The sequence below is a fragment of the Pseudomonas sp. RW409 genome, assembly GCF_003184125.1.
Lineage (GTDB): Bacteria > Pseudomonadota > Gammaproteobacteria > Pseudomonadales > Pseudomonadaceae > Aquipseudomonas > Aquipseudomonas chlororaphis_I.
Map to the genome: position 1 here is coordinate 802,500 of NZ_QHHP01000041.1, position 14,798 is coordinate 817,297.

The 14,798-nt window shown below is 65.1% G+C and carries 17 protein-coding genes; 13 read left to right on the top strand and 4 right to left on the bottom strand.

What is annotated here, in order from left to right; genetic code table 11:
- Position 1: 1 nt before the first annotated feature.
- The 3 genes from DK261_RS24145 to DK261_RS24155 all read right to left on the bottom strand — a co-directional run bounded on the left by DK261_RS24145 (position 2) and on the right by DK261_RS24155 (position 3,663).
- Positions 2-2,149 carry a xanthine dehydrogenase family protein molybdopterin-binding subunit gene (locus DK261_RS24145; RefSeq protein ID WP_038632043.1) on the bottom strand — a complete coding sequence of 716 codons (2,148 nt, stop codon included), beginning with the start codon at positions 2,147-2,149 and terminating at the stop codon, positions 2-4.
- Between the two features lie 23 nt (positions 2,150-2,172).
- Positions 2,173-2,628 carry a (2Fe-2S)-binding protein gene (locus DK261_RS24150; protein ID WP_009048695.1) on the bottom strand — a complete coding sequence of 152 codons (456 nt, stop codon included), beginning with the start codon at positions 2,626-2,628 and terminating at the stop codon, positions 2,173-2,175.
- Between the two features lie 189 nt (positions 2,629-2,817).
- Positions 2,818-3,663, bottom strand: coding sequence for an oxidoreductase (locus DK261_RS24155; protein WP_028682281.1), 846 nt, complete (start codon positions 3,661-3,663; stop codon positions 2,818-2,820).
- A 110-nt stretch (positions 3,664-3,773) separates the two neighbouring features.
- Here DK261_RS24155 and DK261_RS24160 point away from each other — a divergent pair, with 110 nt between their 5' ends.
- From DK261_RS24160 to DK261_RS24170, 3 genes are all read left to right on the top strand, one after another.
- Positions 3,774-4,688 (top strand): LysR family transcriptional regulator, encoded by a 915-nt coding sequence (locus DK261_RS24160; RefSeq protein WP_038579526.1) that lies wholly within the window; start codon positions 3,774-3,776, stop codon positions 4,686-4,688.
- A gap of 124 nt (positions 4,689-4,812) precedes the next feature.
- Entirely contained in the window at positions 4,813-5,316 is a 504-nt protein-coding gene (locus DK261_RS24165; protein ID WP_038632039.1) for a VOC family protein, read from the top strand.
- Positions 5,317-5,355: 39 nt separating this feature from the next.
- Positions 5,356-6,189 carry an AraC family transcriptional regulator gene (locus tag DK261_RS24170; RefSeq protein WP_110176629.1) on the top strand — a complete coding sequence of 278 codons (834 nt, stop codon included), beginning with the start codon at positions 5,356-5,358 and terminating at the stop codon, positions 6,187-6,189.
- A 108-nt stretch (positions 6,190-6,297) separates the two neighbouring features.
- Here the strand turns inward: DK261_RS24170 and DK261_RS24175 are convergent, their stop codons facing one another.
- Positions 6,298-6,885, bottom strand: a complete 588-nt coding sequence (locus DK261_RS24175) for a LysE family translocator (protein WP_110176631.1) — start codon at positions 6,883-6,885, stop codon at positions 6,298-6,300.
- 105 nt (positions 6,886-6,990) lie between these two features.
- Between DK261_RS24175 and DK261_RS24180 the strand changes: the two genes are divergently transcribed.
- The 10 genes from DK261_RS24180 (at position 6,991) to DK261_RS24225 (ending at position 14,705) form a co-directional block, all read left to right on the top strand.
- Positions 6,991-7,581 carry a GNAT family N-acetyltransferase gene (locus tag DK261_RS24180; protein WP_053268896.1) on the top strand — a complete coding sequence of 197 codons (591 nt, stop codon included), beginning with the start codon at positions 6,991-6,993 and terminating at the stop codon, positions 7,579-7,581.
- A complete protein-coding gene (locus DK261_RS24185; protein WP_110176633.1) occupies positions 7,578-8,084 on the top strand; it encodes a GNAT family N-acetyltransferase in 507 nt (168 codons plus the stop codon). Before DK261_RS24180 ends, DK261_RS24185 begins: the two co-directional genes overlap by 4 nt.
- Before the next feature lie 447 nt (positions 8,085-8,531).
- On the top strand, positions 8,532-9,113 hold the full coding sequence (locus DK261_RS24190) for a YjfI family protein (RefSeq protein ID WP_016704634.1): 582 nt from the start codon (positions 8,532-8,534) through the stop codon (positions 9,111-9,113).
- Between the two features lie 26 nt (positions 9,114-9,139).
- Positions 9,140-9,841 (top strand): PspA/IM30 family protein, encoded by a 702-nt coding sequence (locus tag DK261_RS24195; RefSeq protein ID WP_009048686.1) that lies wholly within the window; start codon positions 9,140-9,142, stop codon positions 9,839-9,841.
- A gap of 206 nt (positions 9,842-10,047) precedes the next feature.
- On the top strand, positions 10,048-10,614 hold the full coding sequence (locus DK261_RS24200) for a rhomboid family intramembrane serine protease (protein ID WP_110176635.1): 567 nt from the start codon (positions 10,048-10,050) through the stop codon (positions 10,612-10,614).
- Between the two features lie 69 nt (positions 10,615-10,683).
- The gene (locus tag DK261_RS24205; protein WP_016704632.1) at positions 10,684-11,718 is read left to right on the top strand and encodes a potassium channel family protein; all 1,035 of its coding nucleotides are present in this window, start codon (positions 10,684-10,686) and stop codon (positions 11,716-11,718) included.
- On the top strand, positions 11,705-12,355 hold the full coding sequence (locus tag DK261_RS24210) for a DUF2491 family protein (RefSeq protein WP_009048683.1): 651 nt from the start codon (positions 11,705-11,707) through the stop codon (positions 12,353-12,355). The genes DK261_RS24205 and DK261_RS24210 overlap by 14 nt, the downstream gene beginning before the upstream one ends.
- Positions 12,356-12,370: 15 nt before the next feature.
- On the top strand, positions 12,371-12,799 hold the full coding sequence (locus tag DK261_RS24215) for a DUF350 domain-containing protein (protein ID WP_028682288.1): 429 nt from the start codon (positions 12,371-12,373) through the stop codon (positions 12,797-12,799).
- A gap of 20 nt (positions 12,800-12,819) precedes the next feature.
- Positions 12,820-13,536: a DUF1190 domain-containing protein gene (locus DK261_RS24220; protein ID WP_016704630.1), complete on the top strand. Its 717-nt coding sequence runs from the start codon at positions 12,820-12,822 to the stop codon at positions 13,534-13,536.
- 11 nt (positions 13,537-13,547) lie between these two features.
- Complete coding sequence (locus DK261_RS24225) at positions 13,548-14,705, top strand: glutathionylspermidine synthase family protein (protein WP_016704629.1); 1,158 nt, start codon at positions 13,548-13,550, stop codon at positions 14,703-14,705.
- Positions 14,706-14,798 lie beyond the last annotated feature (93 nt).

The window sequence follows — 14,798 nt, forward strand, 5'->3', positions numbered from 1 at the left end:
CTCACACCCCCGCCAGTTGCAACGGCAGCTCGCGCAGCCGCTGGCCGGTCAGGGCGAACACCGCGTTGGCCACCGCCGGCGCCGTGGGCGGCACGCCCGTCTCGCCGATACCGCCGGGCTTGTCGGTACTGGCGACTATATGCACCTCGACCTGGGGCATCTCGTTCAGGCGCAACACCTGGAAGTCGTGATAGTTGGACTGCACCACCCGGCCGTCCTTGAAGGAAATGCGGCTGTGCAGGGCCATGCCCAGGCCGAAGGTGATGCCCGACTCCATCTGCGCGACGATGCTCTGCGGGTTCACCGCGATGCCGCAATCCACCGCACAGACCACCCGGTGCACGCGAATCCGCTCGGCCTCCTGGGACACCTCGACCACCTGCGCCACGTAGCTGCCGAAGGACTCGTGCACCGCCACGCCCAAGGCATGGCCGTTGGGCACGGGCTTGCCCCAGCCGGCCTTCTCCACCGCCAGGTTGAGCACGCCCAGGTGCCGCGGGTGATCCTTGAGCAGGATGCGGCGGTATTCCACCGGATCCTTGCCCACCGCGTCGGCCATCTCGTCGATCAACGACTCGACGACGAACGCGGTATGGGTGTGGCCCACGGAGCGCATCCACAGCACGGTGATGCCGGTCATCGGCGAATGCAGGTCGACCCGGTGGTTCGGCGTGCCCTTCAGGTAAGGCCCGTCCGCCAGGCCCTCGACCGAAGTGTTGTCGATGCCGTTCTTGACGAAGCTGGCCTCGAACGAGGTGCCGGCCATGATCGACTGCCCCACCAGCACATGCTGCCAGGCCAGCGGCAGGCCCTGGGCGTCCAGGCCGACCTGCGCCTGGTGCAGGAACGCTGAGCGGAAGTAGCCGCCGCGCACATCGTCTTCCCGCGACCAGACAGTTTTCACCGGGGCGGCGGCGGCCTTGGCCACCTCCACCGCTTCGCTGACGAAGTCCGAGGTCGGGTTGGCCCGGCGGCCGAAACCGCCGCCCAGAAATTGCGTATGGATCTGTACCTGTTCCGGCTTGAGCCCGGTGATCTTCGACGCGACCATCTGGTCCAGGGTCTGGAACTGGGTGCCGGTCCAGATCTCGCACTTGTCGGCGCCGATGCGCACCGTGCAGTTGAGCGGCTCCATCGGCGCATGGGCCAGGTACGGCACGCTGTATTCGGCCTTGATCACCTGCGCCGCCTTGGCCATGGTCCCGGCCGCATCGCCGGCCTCGGCGACCTTGGTCCCGGGGGTCAGCGCCAGCTTGCGAAAGCTCTGCATCAGGCTTTCGCTGCTCATGTTGGCGTTCGGCCCCAGGTCCCATTCGGCCTTGAGCGCATCGCGCCCCTGCTTGGCCGCCCAGTAATGCTCGGCGACCACCGCCACGCCCGTGGGCACCTGGAGCACCTTGATCACCCCGGGCACCGCCAGCGCCGCCTGGGGATCGAACGACTTGAGCGTGCCGCCGAACACCGGCGAACGCAGGACCACGGCGGTCAGCAGGCCGTCGAAATACATGTCCATGCCGAATTGCGCGCGGCCGGTTATTTTCTCCGGCGTATCCAAGCGCTTGGTCGGCTTACCGATCAGCCGCCAGTCCTTGGCCTCCTTCAAGTGCAGCGAGGCCGGGTCCGGCACCGGCAGTTGCCCGGCTTCGTTGGCCAGGTCGCCGTAGCTCAGGCGCTGCTTCCCGGCCACCACCCAGCCCTGCTCGGTGTGCAAGGTCGAGGGCGCCACCTGCAGGCGCTTGGCCGCGGCTTCGATCAGCATCTGGCGCGCTGCGGCGCCGGCCTGGCGATAGCGGTCAAACTCCATCCAGGTCGAGGTCGAACCGCCGGTGATCTGCATCCCGCCGAACGCCGGCAAGCCATACACCGCGGCGGCCGGCGCGTGCTCGACACGGATCTTCGACCAGTCGGCATCCAGCTCCTCGGCGATCAGCATCGACAGCCCGGTCCAGATGCCCTGGCCCATTTCCGAATGGCCGAGCACCACGGTGACCATGCCGTCCGGAGCGATGCGCAAGAACGCATTGGGCACGAATTCTTCGCTCGCCGCCCGGGCAAAACGATTGGCCCCCGGGATGACGAACGCCACCACCAGGCCACCGCCGAGCAGCGCACCCCCTTTGAGAAATCCACGACGCGACGCAGTGATCATGCCTTGTCCCTCTTAATGCCGACTCAGCCGATTTCGGCGGCGCGTTTGACCGCCGCGCGGATCCGTGGGTAGGTGCCACAGCGGCAGATATTGCCGGACAGCGCCTGGTCGATATCGCTGTCGGTGGGCGACGGGATCTTCGCCAGCAAGGCCGCGGCCGACATGATCTGCCCCGACTGGCAGTAACCGCACTGCACCACGTCCAGCTCGGCCCAGGCGCGCTGCACCGGGTGCGAGCCGTCCGTCGACAGGCCTTCGATGGTGAGGATTTTCTGCCCGTTGGCCACCGCCGCGGCCGGGGTCACGCAGGAACGCAGCGGCGCGCCGTCGACATGCACGGTGCAGGCGCCGCATTGCGCCATGCCGCAGCCGAACTTGGTGCCGGTCAGGTGCGCCACATCGCGCAGCACCCAGAGCAGCGGCATGTCCGCGGGCACCTCGAGCTGCTGGTCCTTGCCGTTGATATTGAGTGTCAGCATGTATAGCTCCTCAGGCCGAGGGGGGACAGGATTCACGGGATCCTGGAGCGGCGTCGCTGTGGCCGAAGGCCTACGCGCGCCGCGAGGTTTTCCATACAGCTAAGCGCAGTTTGCCGAACAGGCCGGATTCTGCGACCGCCGGTCACGCCCAGCCGGCCTGGACGGGGCGGCCGGGCGATGAGCGCAGCATCAGAAATCGGTGGAGGCCGACAGCGCCCGCCAGGTCGCGGTTTCCTGCTCGACGTAGGCGTTCTTCGCCGCGATGGCGCCCAGGGTGTCAGTGCCCAGGGGCAGGCGCAGCGGCGGTTGCTCGGCTTCGACCAGGGCGATCATCGCCTGCGCCAGCTTGTCCGGATCGCCCGGCTGCTGCTGGTTATAGGCCTTGGCCTGCTGGCGTACCTGGCCAACGGTGGTCGTGTAGTCGGCGATCGAGGCCGGCGACTCCAGCAACGAATTGCCATCGAGGAAGTCGGTGCGGAAGTAGCCCGGCTCGACCACCGTGACCTTCACGCCCAAAGGCGCCAGCTCGCTGTGCAGGGCTTCGCTCAAGCCTTCGACGGCGAACTTGGTCGAGCAGTAGACCCCGTAGCCCGGCCCCGACTGATAGCCGCCGATCGACGAGATATTGATCACATGACCGCTGCGGGCGGCGCGCATGTGCGGCAGCACCCCGCGGGTGACATTGAGCAGGCCGAACACGTTGGTTTCATAGACCCGGCGGATCTCGTCGCCGCTGGCCTCCTCCACCGCGCCGAGCAGGCCGAAACCGGCGTTGTTGACCAGCACGTCGATGCGGCCGAAATGCTCGACGGCCATCTGCGCCACGTCGCGGGCCTGGGCCTCGTCGGTGACATCCAGCTGCGCCGCCAGCAGGCCCGGCTGCGCGCCGAAACGCTCGCTGAGCGACTGGGCATTGCGCGCGGTGGCCACCACCGCATCGCCGTGGGCCAGGGCCGCAGCGGTGATTTTTGCGCCGATGCCACGGGAAGCCCCGGTGATCAGCCAGACACGTTTGAAAGGGGTTTGAGCAGTCATGATCAGTACCTTGTAAGGAGTGGGTGAGCACAAGGTACGCAGGAACATTGGTGAGAAAAATGGCTCCGTGCTACAAGCACTATGAACGTGTCTTTCATAATGGCCTTGCAATGAACCAGGACCCTTTCGACGGCCTGACCGAGTTTCTCGCCGTCGCCGAACACAAGAGCTTCACCCTCGCCGCCAGCCAACTGGGGGTGACCCCGACTGCCGTGAGCCATGCGGTAAAGACCCTGGAGCGGCGTACCGGGGTGCTGCTGTTCCAGCGCACCACCCGCCGCGTGGCCCTGACGGAAGCCGGCAGCAGCCTGTTCATCCGCCTGCGCCCGGCCGCCAGTGAAATCGGCGACGCCCTGGCGGTGCTGGGCAGCTATCGCGACCGGCCGATGGGCACCTTGCGCCTGACCGCGCCACGGCTGTCCGGCAAGCTGCTGATCGAACCCCTGGTCTCGCGCTATCGCGCGGCCTATCCCGACGTCAGGCTGGAGATTTCCCTGGACGATGCCACGGTCGACCTGGTCAGCGAGGGCTTCGATGCCGGTATCCGCCTGGGCGAGTCGATCGAAAAGGACATGGTCGCCGTGCGCCTGACCCCGGACCTGCAATGGTCGGTGGTGGGCTCCCCGGACTATTTCGCCCGGGCCGGCAGGCCGCAGACCCCGGAAGAACTGACCCGGCACCAGGGCATCGGCTTTCGCTTCCTCACCTCGGGCACGACCCACCGCTGGGAGTTCCGGCGCAACGGGCGGGATTTCACCGTCGGCGTCGAGGGTGCGCTGGTGGTCAACGATCGGCACTTGCTGGTCGCCATGGCGCGGGGCGGACAGGGGCTGGCCTACGCCTGCGACTTCGAGGTGGCCGACGACCTGGCCAGCGGGCGCCTGGAGTCTGTGCTGCAACCGTTCGTCCCGCTGAGTTCGGGCCTGTACCTGTACTTTCCCAGCCGCACCCAGAGCCAGCCGAAACTGCGCGCCTTCATCGACATGGCCAACGCCTGGGTCGCCGAGCAAGGGCGGCGATCCTGAGCCGGATGCGCCGGCTCGATACCGCTCCTCGCCCGGCTGCGCTTTGTCGATCTACGGCAGTCCCGGCCGCCCCCGGGCTGGCTACGCTTGCTCAAGCATGGACCATCCGCCGAGGAGAACCGTCATGTCGCACATTCATCGCATCACCCCCTGCCTGTGGTTCGACCATCAGGCCGAAGCCGCCGCCCAGTTCTACTGTTCGGTCTTCGAGCACTCGCGCATCACCGCCCTCACCCACTACGGCAAGGCCGGCTTCGAGTTCCACGGCCGCCCGGAAGGCTCGGTGATGACCGTGTCCTTCGAGCTCGATGGCCAGACCTTCACCGGCCTCAACGGCGGCCCGGTGTTCCAGTTCAACGAAGCGGTTTCGCTGCAGGTCAACTGCCAGAACCAGGGCGAAATCGATCATTTCTGGAGCGCCCTGTCCTACGGCGGCGATCCCCAGGCCCAACAGTGCGGCTGGCTCAAGGACAAGTTCGGATTGTCCTGGCAGATCGTGCCCTGCGCGCTGAACCACTGGATGACCGACCCCGACACGGCCAAGTCGCAGCGGGTGATGCAGGCCCTGCTGCAGATGAAAAAACTCGATATCGCCGCGCTGGAGCGAGCCTTCGCCGGCGAGACCTAATACACTCGCAGGCCGACGCTTGCCGATGGGATACCTTTGATGAAGCCGAGCTTGAGCCCCAGCCTCGATACCGCCCCGCAGTTCTGGCGCGATGCGGCGCTGCCCTTTATCGAGGCCCGCTCGATCGCCGACGGGCGCAAGGTCTGTTACGCCCGGCATGCCCACGAACATTTCTCCATCGGCGCCATCACCGCCGGGCACAGCACCTACCTGCACGAGCAAGCGCGGTTTCGCATCAGCGCCGGCACCGTAGTGCTGATGAACCCCGGCGAAGTGCACGCCTGCAACCCGATCGACGACCAGCCCTGGTCGTATCTCATGCTCTATGTCGACACCCCCTGGCTGACCGACCTGCAGCATCAGCTGGGGTTCAGCCAGGACCAGGGCTTTCGCGCCTTTTCCACGCCCCACAGCGACGACCCCGAGCTCTATGCCGGGCTCAACCGCCTGTATGAAGTGCTGGTGGACGAACAGGCCGAAGTCCTGCAAAAACACAGCGCCGCGGTGGCGTTTTTCAGCGACCTGCAACAACGCCTGAACCCGGCCAGCCGGCCACCGCGCGAGAGCAATCAGAAGCTGCAACGGGCCGCCGACTACATTCGCCAACACTGCACCCGTTCGCTGAAGCTGGAGGAAATCTGCCAGGCCGCCGAGCTGTCGCCGTCCTACCTGATCCGCGCCTTCAAGCAGCATTACGGCATGACGCCCCACGCCTTCGTGGTCAACCAGCGGGTGCAGTTCGCCCAGACCCGGCTGCGTGACGGCGAGCCGATCGCCGACGTGGCCCTGGAAGCCGGTTTCGCCGACCAGGCGCATTTCCAGCGCGCCTTCAAGCAGCACCTGGCGGCGACGCCGGGGCAATATCGCGGGTGATGCGTCGCCCCCGGTGGCCCTCATCGCGAGCAAGCTCGCTCCTACAGAACACATGAATCCTGTAGGAGCGAGCTTGCTCGCGATAAGGCTAGACCGGCCAACGCCCTCTCAAGGCAACAACAGATACACCGCACTCGCCACCAGCAGCGCCGCCATGCTGCGGTTGAACAGACGCATGCCCTTCGGGTTGCTCAGGTACTGGCGCAAAAACGTCCCGGCGTAGGCCCAACAGGCAATCGACAAGTAGCAGATCACGAAGTACACCAGCGCGAATTGCCACACCAGCAGCGCCTCGCCATTGGCGGCAAACGCGCCCATGCCGGCGACGCAGGCCAGCCAGGCCTTGGGGTTGAGCCATTGCATGATCGCGCCGTACCAGGCCGACGGCGCCTTGGCCTGGTCGTCGCTGCCCAGCCGGCCGTCGTCCAGCGCCAGCTTCCAGGCCATGAACAACAGGAAGGCCACCCCGAACAGCTGGATGCCGCGGGTCAGGAACGGCCACAGCCGCAACAGCTCATGCAGGCCCAGGCCGATCAGCACCAGCAACAGGACAAAACCCAGGGTCGCGCCACCGACATGCCGCAGGCTGGCGCGAAAGCCGAACTGCGCGCCGGAACTCAGGGCCACGATATTGACCGGGCCGGGGGTAATCGAAGAGGCTAGCGCGAAGGCCGCCATGGAAAACACTACGCTCATCACACACCTTCAAAGGATCAATCGGAGAGTCCGGTGACCAAGGTAAGTGCGCAGGCCGCCCAGTGTATTGAAGAAAAATACCCCCCTCGCGTACGGACGAACCCTATGCCCGATGCTCCCCCTTCCGCGACCACCCTCACCGCCCGCCTGCTGTTGCGCGCGCCAACGGCCGCCGACCTGGACGTCACCCACCTGATCCACAGCGACCCACGGACCCAGCGCTACAACCCGGCCGGTCCCGACAGCCGCGAGAGCTGCCAGCACCGGTTGCAGGGCTGGATACAACACTGGCAGGACCAGGGTTTCGGCTATTGGGTGGTCTGCGACCGCGCCCAGCCCGAACGGGTGCTGGGGTTCGGCGGCGTCATGCACAGCCGCTTCGGCGAGCGCAGCGGGCTGAACCTGTACTTTCGCTTCGCCGTCGAGGCCTGGGGCCAGGGTTACGCCAGCGAAATGGCCGGCGCCGCGCTGCACCTGGCGTTCCGCGTGCTGGGCAAGGAACAGGTGATCGGCCTGGTACGCCCCGACAACCTGCCGTCGCGCCGCGCCCTGGAACGCCTGGGCCTGACCCGCGACGGCGAACTGGACGACTTCCCCGGCCTGGCCCCCAGCCTGCTGTACAGCCTCAGCGCCGAACACTACTTCGCGGCCAAGGCCGTCTCGCCCACCGACACCGTGCGGAGCCTGGAACCATGAGCCAGATCGAACTGCACCCGGCCCAGCGCGACGAGCTGCAATGCATCGAAAACCTGATGCAGTTCTACCTGTACGAACTCAGCGAGTGGCTGCCGCTCAAACTCGGCCGCCACGGTCTGTTCGAGATCCGTCCGTTGCTCGAATACTGGCGCGAGGCGGCCACGCGCCCCTACCTGATCCGGGTCGATGGCGAACTGGCAGGTTTCGCCACGGTGGACGACAAGGTGAAACTGGCCGAGGTGCAGTACAACCTCGCCTACTTCTTCGTGGCCCGGCGCTTTCGCGGTCGCGGCATCGGCCGGCAGGTGGTGAGGCAACTGCTGGAACAGCTGCCCGGGCACTGGCAGGTCGTCCACATCGACGACAACCGGCCGGCCCGGGATTTCTGGGCCCGGGTCATTCCCGCGCTCACCGGCGACGCCTACAGTTGTCATCCGATCACGGCAGACGGCTATCCCTGCACCCTGTATAAATTCCACACCCCGACATCGCCCGGGCGATGATCGAAGCGCGATCATCAACAGCCTCACCCGCCGCACAAGGACCGCCCCGGCATGGATTCAATGAGCCTTCTGGACACCGAGCACTGGCGCATCAGCTATCGCCGCGATGCCCAGGTCGAACGCTTGCGCCCGCGGCTGGCGAGCTTGAATTGAACCCCGGAAACCTCGCTTTACCGCTGGAAACCACCGTTCCAGAGCCGTCCAGCTATTTTTTCGATGCATCGAAAAATATCACGCGTGAGCCATTGAGTCGTAACAAAATCCCCTGTAATGTTCTCACGCGTGATACGTGCACAACGGAGTCACCCCATGAAAAAGACCCTCCCGGCCAGTCAGCCTGCTGACCTACCGGCTTCCTCAGAGAGTCGACAAGGAGAGCGCTCGAAAGCTTCCAGCAACAGGGCCCCCAGCAGCAAGGCTTCCGCCAAGAAGCCGTCGAGCTTCTACATGAAGCAGATGCGCGCGGGCCTGAGTGCCGCTGGTTATGTGAAACACGAAACCTGGGTACTTCCGGAAAACCGGAGCGTGCTCAAGCACATTGAGAAGAAGCTGCGCCAACCCCTGATCGGCGGCGCACCGGTATTGGAGAATGACATGATCGCAGGTGAGAACTGGACCATCGACCGCCTCTTCAGCGCCTTGCAGGCCCTGGACGAAGTGACCTCGAACGAAATCGGCCTGAGCCTGATTCAAGGCGCCGAGCCAAGCATCAAGCTGGAAATGCACGACTTCGGCGGCCTGCCGATCTACATCGCGGTGGTCGGCGAGCAGATCATCGTCGACACCGTGCTGGTAGACCTGGAGTCGATCAACGACGTCGCCCGCTTCAATGACGCGGTGCTGCGCAGCCGGGAGATGTTCCCCCTGTCCTCGATCGGCATCGAGTCCATGCCCAACGGCCAGACCGTCTACAACATGTTCGGCGCCCTGAGCGCCAGCTCGAACCTGACCAACGTGGTGACCGAGGTCAAGACCCTGGTAGACAACGTCCAACGCGCCACCGAAGCCTTCGAAAGCTTCTTCAACTGATTGCCGAGAATCCGGAGTACGCCTACATGACTCAGTCCATCTGGAACAAACTGTTCACCGCCCTGCGCGGTGGCGCCAACGAAGTCGGCGAAAGCATCGCCGACCAGCAGGCCCTGCGCATCCTCGACCAGGAAATCCGCGACGCCGACAACGCCCTGTCCAACGCCAAGCGCGAGCTGGTCACCATCATGGCCAAGCACAAGCTGTCCACTGAGCGGGTCAGCGAATTCACCGCGAAGATCGCCGACCTGGAATCCAAGGCCCTCGCCTCGCTGCAGGCCAACCGCGAAGACCTGGCCCTGGAAGTCGCCGAAGCCATCTCGACCCTGACCACCGGCCTGGAAGCGGAGCAGAAGCAAGCCAGCGAATTCGGCGCCTACGCCGAGAATATGCGCAAGGACATCGGCAAGGCCGAGGCGCGCATCCGCAGCCTGCGCCAGCAAGTGGACATGGCCAAGGCCCGGGAAAGCGTGCAGAAGGCCCAGGTCAGCGCCTCGATCGCCAGCGGCGGCGCCAACGGCAAGCTGGAAACCGCAGTCAACACCCTGAACCGCCTGCAGGCCCGCCAGGATCAGCGCGCGGCGGAAATGGAAGCCCAGGAGCAACTGGCCGATGCGAGCAACGGCAACGACCTGGAACGCCGCCTGCGCGAAGCCAACATCGTGCCGGACCAGGGCAGCGCCAACGCGATCCTCGAGCGACTGAAGAAACAGAAGTCGGCCGAGTAAGGCTCCTGGAGCAGTAAAAAAGGCACGCGGTGCAATGCCACGGAAACTGTAGGAGCGAGCTTGCTCGCGATGGACTGGAGAGCGCCGCGCTCATCCAGTCAGTACGCGGTATCGTTAACGATCATCGCGAGCAAGCTGCGCTCCTACAATGGATCACCTGCGCTTAAGCACCCTGCGCCCTTTTTCTGGCCTATGGGAGGGCCTCGATGGCGGTTGCAAACGGTTTCAAGACCCTGGCGGGCCTGGCCCTGGTGATGATCGCCGTACAGGTGCTCAACAGCCTGAGCGGCTACAGCCTGAATATCCTCGGCCTGATCCCGCGTACCCTGCAGGGTTTGCCGGGGATACTCACCTCGCCCTTTCTCCACGGTTCCTTTACCCACCTGACCGCCAACCTGGTGCCCTTGCTGATCCTCGGCGCCATGGTGATCGCCGAAGGCCAGCGGCGCTTCGTGGTGGTCAGCCTGATCATCGTCCTGCTCGGCGGCGCCCTGGTCTGGCTGTTCGGCTTCAGGGGCATCCATGTCGGCGCCAGCGCCTGGGTCTTCGGCCTGTGGGCCTACATCCTCACCCGCGCCTGGTTATTGCGCAGCTGGAGCAGCCTGCTGGCCGCCGCGGTGACGATGTTCCTGTATTCCGGCCTGGTCCTGGGGTTCCTGCCACGGGCCGGGGTTTCCTTCGAAGGGCACATCTTTGGCGCCTTCGCGGGGTTCATCGCAGCAAAAATGCTTTTATCCGGCGCCAAGCCGATGTCTAATGCCGCGCGGCAATGAGCCATGCCTTGCCCGGGCACGGCGCGCTGCATCATGGATAGATCAGTTCAACAGGAAATCAGGGATTCGATGTCGATTTTCATCTTGCTTCGGGTATACGCGGCCACCTTCTTCCAGCGCTTCGGCTGGATGGGCCTGGCCATCGCGCTCGGCGTGCATGCCGCGACCTCCTATCTCGGCCTGGTGGCCCTGGGCGAGCAGCACCTCACCGCGCCCGCGACCTTCATCTACTTCTATTTCACCACCACCCTGACCGTGGGTTATGGCGACCTGTCGCCGCAATCCGCCGCAGGCCGGGTCTTCGTCGCCGTGTGGGTGATGCTCGGCGGCATCGCGCTGCTGACCGCGGCCATCGGCAAGACCACCAGCAGCGTTATGGACCTATGGAGAAAAGGCATGAAAGGCAAAGGCGACTTCACCGGCCAGACCGGGCATACCGTGCTGGTCGGCTGGGAAGGCGCGTCCAGTGAGCGGGTGATCGAATTGCTGCTGCAGGACGAAACCTCCAACGACAACCTGATCGTCATCTGCGACGCGACCCTCGACGAGAACCCGATGCAGGGCAAGGCCGCCTTCGTCAGGGGCGAAAGCCTGTCGTCCGCGGCCCTGCTGTTGCGCGCCGGAGTGCCCGGCGCCGAACGGGTGCTGGTGCGCACCAGCTCCGACGACCTGACCCTGGCCAGCGTGCTGGCGATCAACCAGCTGCGCCCCGCCGGCCATGTGGTCGCCCACTTCAACGACAGTGAAATCGCCACCCTGGCCGCCTCCTACGCACCAAAGCTGGAGTGCACCTCGAGTATGGCCATCGAGATGCTGGTGCGCTCCTCCCAGGACCCGGGCTCCTCGGTGGTGATCAACGAACTGCTGTGCGTCGGCCAGGGCGCCACCCAATACGTCATGCGCCTGCCCGAGACTTACGAGGGCCGTTTCGCCGAACTCTACGTACACCTCAAGGAACGCTACAACGCCACCCTGATCGGCTACCGCGCCCGCGGCGCGCAACACCCGCAGATCAACCCGCACAGCGATACGCGGATCCAGGGCGGCGAACTCTTCTACATCGCTTCCAGCCGCCTCAAGGACATCGACAATGGGATGGTTTAAACGCTTTCTGGGGCTGCAGGCCCCGGCCACCACAAGCTCGAGTTTCGCCACCGGCCCACTGGGCCTGAGCATGGGCGCGGGCATCCGCTTCGATGCCAGCCTCAAGCTGCTGCTCGCCGACAACAGCCGCGTGGCGATTCCCGGCGACCAGGCGGTCTACAGCGAAGGCCTGGTGGACCTGGGCCAGTCCGAATGGCTGTCGCGCTACTACCTGGACGACGAGGACTACTGGCTGCAGGTGCACACCAGCGGCGGCATCGACGGCCAGGTCAAATCGATCATCCTGTTCAACTACCTGAGCAACCAGGCCGTCAACAGCGAAGCCGAGCTGCGCCGCCTGGCCGGCCCGGACAGCCTGATCGGCCAGCCCACCTACAGCCTCGACGGCGTCGAGTACCAGCGCGAATGGGGTACCGAAGCCGGGCAGACCGAGCTGGTGCCGCTGCGCGAGCAGGTGTCCAAGCCGGACGAGACCTTCGCCTTCGAAAGCCACTCGATGCTCTATGCCCGCGACACCGGCCTGACCAATCGCCGCGAATTCCTGCTGTTTTCCGTGGAGCAATACGCCGACGGCAGCGTCAGCCTGGTGACCTCACTGGGCATTTCCCTGTACATGACCGACCTGCAAACCCTCTGACAAGGACCAGAACCCATGCTTGAAGCCCTTTCCATTTCCCTGAACAAATTCGCCGTGGTCGGTTTCCTGACCTACATCCTCGGCGCGGCCGTGCTGTTCGCCCTGTTCCAGTTCGTCTACACCCGCCTGACGCCACACAAGGAGTTCCAGCTGATCCGCGAGGGCAACATCTCCGCCGCCATCGCCCTGGGCGGCGCCATCATCGGCTTCGCCATCCCGGCGAGCAATGTCATCGCCTACTCCATCAGCCTGCTGGACTTCGCCGTCTGGGCGCTGATCGCCGCCGTGGTGCAACTGCTGGCGTTCCTGATGACCAGCCTGGTGCTCAAGGGCACTTCGCAGCGCATCCGCAACGGTGAAATCGCCGCCGGCATCTACGTCGCCGCCGTGGCCATCAGCGTCGGCCTGCTCAACGCCGCCTGCATGACCCCTTCGCAGAACTGATCGACCGCACGGAGCCCTCGATGAAACGAAGCCAATACGTTCAGCTCTCCCTGGCCGCCTCGGTGGCGCTGGCGATCTCGGGCTGCAACTCGGAGCCGGAGACCCTCGCGGTCCAGCAGAAATTCAACTTCCAGTCGGTGCAGGAATGCGTGGACGGCAAGATCGCCGTGGACGTCTGCTCCGATGCCTATATCAAGGCCATGGCGGAGCACCGCGCCCAGGCGCCGGTCTACGACAACCAGGCCGATTGCGATGCCGACTTCGTCGAAAACTGGTGCCAGGTAGATTCCAACGGCAAGTTCGTGCCGAAGCTGGGCGGCTTTGAAATCAACGCCCAGGGCGCCTTCACCCGCGAGCAGTTGGCGGCGGCCGGGGTCAGCCCCGGAGCCGGACAGGGTTCGTCGCTCAGCAGTATCGACAGCGGCCTGCTCACCGGCCTGCTGATCGGCAACCTGCTCAGCGGCGGTAGCCGCAACTATTACTCCGAGCCGGTCTACCGCTATCGCGACGACCGCGGCAGCTACGCCAACTCGACGCTCAACCAGCGCATCGCCAGCGGCTCGACCTTCTCCAAGTCGCGCCAGGCGCAGTCGGGCAGCGGCTTCCGGACCACCACCCGACCGATGTCGGTGTCCTCCTCTACCTCCCGTGGCGGCTTCGGCAGCCAGGCCAGTGCCCGCAGCGGCTGGGGCGGCTCCAGCTCCTCGAGCTGGAGTTCGGGACGCTCGAGCAGCTAAGGAAGCGCGCCATGAAGAAGATCCTCTGCAACGAACGCCCGGACTGGCGACAGACCGCGGAAAAACTCGGCTTCCTGTTCCACACCATCGACGGCGAAGCCTACTGGGACGAAAGCGCCTACTACCAGTTCAGCCTCAAGCAGATCGAGGACGACCTGGAAGACCCGACCACCGAAATCCATGAGATGTGCATGGACCTGGTGGACCGGGTGGTGCGCAGCGAGGCCCTGCTGGATCGCCTGAGCATTCCGCCGGCCTTCTACGACATGATCCGCACTTCATGGCTCGAGGGTCACCCGCACCTCTATGGCCGCCTGGATTTTTCCTATAACGGCCAGGGCCCGGCCAAGCTGCTGGAGCTCAACTACGACACGCCCACCAGCCTCTATGAAACCGCGGCGTTCCAATGGGGCTGGCTGGAGCAGAACATCGAGCGCGGCGTGCTGCCGCGGCATGCCGACCAGTTCAACAGCATCGACACCCGGCTGCACCAGGCCTTCGCCCAGCTGGGGATCGAGCGCCCGTTCTACTTCGCCTCGATGAAGGACTCGGTGGAAGACCGCGCCACCACCGACTACCTGCGCCTGATCGCGGAAAAGGCCGGCATCGAGTCGCGGCATATCGACGTGGAAGACATCGGCCTCACCGCCGAAGGCCGCTTCGTCGACCTGCAGGACCGCTGGATCCCGCACCTGTTCAAGCTGCACGCCTGGGAGTTCATCTTCCACGAACCCTTCGGCGCGGCGATCGCCGCCAGCGACACGCAGTTCTTCGAACCGGCGTGGAAATCCATCCTCTCCAACAAGGGCATCCTGCCGCTGCTCTGGGAGGCTCACCCGGGCCACCCGAACCTGCTGGAGACGCACCTGGACCTGCACCCGCAGCGCGATGTGCCCAAGGGCTGGGTGCGCAAGCCGTTCTTTTCCCGCGAAGGCGCCAACATCGAGTTGCGCACCCCGCAGGACGAGGTGGTCAAGGAAGATGGCCCCTACACCGACGCGCCCTACATCCTGCAGTCCTTCGCCCCGCTGCCGCGCTTTGGCGACAGCTACACCCTGATCGGCTCCTGGGTCATCGGCGACCAGGCCGCCGGCATCGGCGTGCGCGAAGACGACAGCCTGATCACCAAGGACTCCAGCCGCTTCCTGCCGCACCTGATCCTCGACTGATATAACCACCGGGGCGCGCAATGCGCCTCGGTCTGTTATTCAATGGCTGCCGCACAATAACTATCGCGTGAATTGTTTCAATGCCAGTTATTC